This window comes from Nitritalea halalkaliphila LW7, from assembly GCF_000265075.1.
Lineage (GTDB): Bacteria > Bacteroidota > Bacteroidia > Cytophagales > Cyclobacteriaceae > Nitritalea > Nitritalea halalkaliphila.
The window spans coordinates 1-3,978 of record NZ_AJYA01000032.1 but is presented as its reverse complement, the minus strand read 5'-3'; the positions used below and the strand labels follow the sequence as shown (position 1 = coordinate 3,978).

Annotated in this window: 4 protein-coding genes; all 4 read left to right on the top strand. The window is 44.5% G+C overall.

Going from position 1 to position 3,978, the window contains the following annotated elements; genetic code table 11:
* The coding region (gene cas1, locus A3SI_RS11445) for a CRISPR-associated endonuclease Cas1 (protein ID WP_009056027.1) at positions 1–563 on the top strand (563 nt) is incomplete at its 5' end.
* Positions 560–1,609, top strand: coding sequence for a CRISPR-associated primase-polymerase type B (locus A3SI_RS17590; protein ID WP_009056025.1), 1,050 nt, complete (start codon positions 560–562; stop codon positions 1,607–1,609). The genes cas1 and A3SI_RS17590, both read left to right, overlap by 4 nt.
* Positions 1,596–2,081 carry a CRISPR-associated endonuclease Cas2 gene (cas2, locus tag A3SI_RS11435; RefSeq protein ID WP_050977512.1) on the top strand — a complete coding sequence of 162 codons (486 nt, stop codon included), beginning with the start codon at positions 1,596–1,598 and terminating at the stop codon, positions 2,079–2,081. Before A3SI_RS17590 ends, cas2 begins: the two co-directional genes overlap by 14 nt.
* 135 nt (positions 2,082–2,216) lie before the next feature.
* Positions 2,217–3,695, top strand: coding sequence for a DUF7017 domain-containing protein (locus A3SI_RS11430; protein WP_040670785.1), 1,479 nt, complete (start codon positions 2,217–2,219; stop codon positions 3,693–3,695).
* Positions 3,696–3,978: the final 283 nt, after the last annotated feature.

Genomic DNA, 3,978 nt, shown 5'->3' with positions numbered 1-3,978 from the left:
TAAAGGTTCAGCAGGTAGAGGGCGCCTTCATTTCCGATGTGGCGCCCACTTTACGCTGGGAAGGAGCCTCTGGCAAAAGGTATTTCCAAGCTATTTCTCAGCTGATGCCCACTCCTTACATCTTTAAAGGAAGAGACCGGCAGCCCGCTCGAGATCCATTTAATGCGCTACTGAATTATGCTTACGGTATCTTATATGGAAAAGTAGAGGGAGCCCTAATTCGTGCCGGCATAGACCCTTATGTTGGCATCTTCCATCGCGACGATTATAATCGCCCCGCCTTAGTTTTTGATGTCATCGAAAGGTACCGCTCCTGGATGGATTATGTGGTTATTCAGCTTTGCCTAGCCGAGGCATTTCCTATGGAGGGTTTTGAGCAGGAAAACGAGGAAGCGGCACTGCTTCTGGGGCCGTTGGCCAAAAGGATTTTGATACAATCCGTAAATGACTATTTAGGTGAGATCATTCAGCTAAATGGGAAGTCCCTGAGCAGGTCGTCCCACATGGATGAACAAATGCGTAAACTGGCCAAGTTTTTTACCGAGAAAGGAGGTGACCAATGATACGTTTAGGAAAGCATGTGACGCAAGCTGGAGATCAGCTTCAAGACGTAACCATAGATAAGCTACATTTAGCGCTTCGTAATCCTGCCGGGCAGGTGGCTTCCCTGCAGCGTAAGTTGCAGGCACTAAGGGCCATGGACCCAGCGCAATATCGGCGTTTAAAAACTACCTTGCCTTATATCGTTTGTGCTCAATTTCACCCTAAAATCAGACGAAAAGAGAATTTTCTATACACGGATCGTTTTCTTCTAGATATCGATCATATGGGGGAGCATGGCTTGTCGAAGGAGGAGCTGAAAGGTAAGTTAATCGAGGATCCCCGGGTCGAGTTGCTTTTCACTTCGCCGAGCGGTGATGGCTTGAAAGTGATGTTTAGGCTAAGTCCTAGTATAACGGATCCCGCCTACTATAGTGTTTTTTATAAGGCTTTTTGTCAAGCTTTTGGAGAAGAGTACCAGTTAGGCTCAGCGCTAGACCATAAGACACATGACGTAAGTAGATGCTGTTTTGTTAGTTTCGACCCTGATGCTTTTTATCGCGCGGATGCCCAAGAGGTTAATCCAGAGGACTTCGTCCAAAAGGAGTCATTCACTGCGATAGAAGAAGTAGAAAAAGCTGCTCGCGCCATAGAAAAAGCACAGAAGGCACAACTAGCAGAAAAACAAAAAGAATTGAAAGTACATCCTGGGCAGGAGCTTCCCGATGAGGTTCTAAACTTTATAAAGCAAAAAACGGGACTGAAAGTAAAAAAACCAGTTGAGAAGCACTATGAACAACCGGAAGAGTTAGAAGCGGTGATGGAACAACTCAAGGGTTATTTGGAAGAAATTAATGCTGAAATAGAGCATGTGCGGCCTATAGCTTATGGCCGTCAGGTAAAAATTCGTTCTGGGAAAATATGGGCAGAGGTGAATGTGTTTTTTTCTCCTCGTGGGGTTAGAGTGGTGGGTACCTTGAAGACGGGTAGTCACCGGGAGTTTGCCAAAACCCTAGCGGAGTTTTTAAAGGCCAGTTTTGATAATGATGCAGTAGATGGCAAAGCCTAAATCTAAGGTGTTCGACTTGAAGGAACGGATTCAGAAAATCCGAGAGAGTGGCTTACTGGCTCACCCTGAGCAGCAGCGTCAGCAGCTAGACCCTGAGGACGCGCTGCTTCCTTTACAATCAAGGATCCAGAAAATTCTGAAAATATTTCAAGGAAAACCTATAAAAAGCACTACGATGAACTACTTTATCATGTACGACATCCAAAACAATAAGGTACGGCGTCTAGTGGCGCAGTATCTGATCAAAAACGGCTGTGTGCGTGTTCAGAAATCTGTTTTTTTAGTGCACTCTGATCATAAAAAATTCGAGGAAATTAAGCAGACCTTAGTTGAAATTAACGACGTTTACGAAAATCAAGATAGTATTATTTTGGTTCCGCTGAACATTTCGGATGCACGTAGTATGAAGTTAATCGGGCAGAATGTTAATATCGAACAAATTATAGATCCTCCAAACACCGTGTTTTTATGAGTATGGATACGATTAAAGCGCTACGTGCTGCGCATCGGCACGAAGAGGCTTATCAGCTTTCGCGCCAAGACTATGAAAAACAACAATATGCGATTTGGATTCGATCGGCAACATGCATGGTCTCTTTATTATTGCATGAAAAAATGTGCACAGGGTGGTGAGCAGGAGAAAGCGCTACATTTCCTTCGCGAGTTTGATTTAATGCAGATGCCAGCGGATGAAGTTTTACTTCATGAGCGCATCGATTATCTTCGACAGGTTGTGCGTGGTGAATATCTCCGTGTGAAATCACTTGTAGAGCAGGGGCACTATGCCGCTGCATTTGAACTCTTGATAGAACAGCATGACGTTCACGAAGAGCAACTTAGCTGGTGCATGTTTTATTTATTTCGGCAGTTTAACAAAGAAGAAAATCCAGATTGGGCTACTTTGTTTGGGTATTTTGAAACATTTAGGACGCATGTTCCTGCAAAGAAAACACTCGTTTTTAAACTGATTTTACAGCAGTTGATCAAGGTGCCCGCTGAAGAGTGGGATACTGTAAGTCAAGTAGACGCGATTCATTACTTATTAGGTTTCGAGCAGCTGGAAGAAGAGGATTATCAGGGTCAGCTGTATGAGGGGAAAAAGATTATGGCCCTAGCCGAGCGCCTTCACATCGTGTACAGTAAGGCGCTTTTAAGAGAATCTCCTCCGGATGAAGTTATTCTCGCTTATATTACACAGGTAGTGGAGCCCAAGTTAGAGATACACCCTCACATGCTTTATGTTCCTTATTTTAAGGCCAAGCTTCTTTTGGCTTTAGGTGACAGAGAGAGCGGCTTGCGTGCATTTAAGCACTTTGCATTGCGGAAGGCGAAGGAGTTTTGGGTTTGGCAGGTGTACGCAGAGGCTTATGAAGACGATCCTGAACTTTATTTTGCTTGTTTATGTAAAGCACTCTTATGTTCCACGAAGCCTGCTTTTCTGTTAGGTATCCGGGAGCGGTTGATGAATTTTTTAGTGCTTCAGGGGAGATATGCTGAGGCGAAGTATGAATTAGAGCAAATAGTGGCGGTACGCCAAAAAGAACAGTGGGGCTTACGCCAGCAGCACAAGGAGTTACTTGCTAGTCCATGGTTTACGACTACACCTAGCCGTGCTACCGCTTACACCGCAGCAGCCGTCCCAGCTGAAGCCTTGCTTGATGAGGAGGATATACGAGCCGTGCAGGTAGTGATTACGTATGTGAACGAGAGCAAAAAGCTTTTCGGTTTTACCGATACGGAACGCCAGCAGGGCTTCGGTAAGTACAAAAAAATGCCCGAAGTGGGACAGGTATATGTGTTAAAGGGGAAGTTTTCAGAGGGGAACTCAGGATATTTTCAGGTTCGAGCTCTTCGGCTAAGTGAGTGCCAAGAGCACCCGCTTTTAAAGCAGGTTGCAGACACGTTTACACCTGTGCAGGGCAAAGCTTTTGGATTCGTGGGCAAGGTATTTGTTGAGCCTTCCTTTTTAAACCTGCATCCTCTGCAGCCTGGTCAGCAGGTAACTGGCTTAGCTATGTTAGCGCCTGTAAAGGGTAAGTCGGCATGGGGTTGGAAGTTAATTCGTCTCACCGATTCTGTAGAATAGTTTCGGTAAAGATTCAGCTCATGTATTACGCAGTGCTCTGTGTGTGAATTTCCTATTTCAAGTGCTTTTCACGTGAAAAAGGCACCAGCCCCACTTGTGAAAGTGTCCAAAATGCGCTACTTTTAGAAAGAATTCTAAGAGCAAATGGCGTTTATAAACGTAAAACTAAAAATTTTTGACTCGATTTTCATTTTTAACTCACTGAAAATCAGTCAAACTGGAGTTAGCTCTCAGAGTACGCCATCCACTAAAACAAGGATTAAGACTTCTAAGAATACTTTTT

Excerpts from the sequence above, each read along its gene's own strand:
- A3SI_RS17590 (WP_009056025.1), top strand. The coding sequence starts at position 560 with ATGATACGTTTAGGAAAGCATGTGACGCAAGCTGGAGATCAGCTTCAA.
- cas2 (WP_050977512.1), top strand. The coding sequence starts at position 1,596 with ATGGCAAAGCCTAAATCTAAGGTGTTCGACTTGAAGGAACGGATTCAG.
- A3SI_RS11430 (WP_040670785.1), top strand. The coding sequence starts at position 2,217 with ATGAAAAAATGTGCACAGGGTGGTGAGCAGGAGAAAGCGCTACATTTC.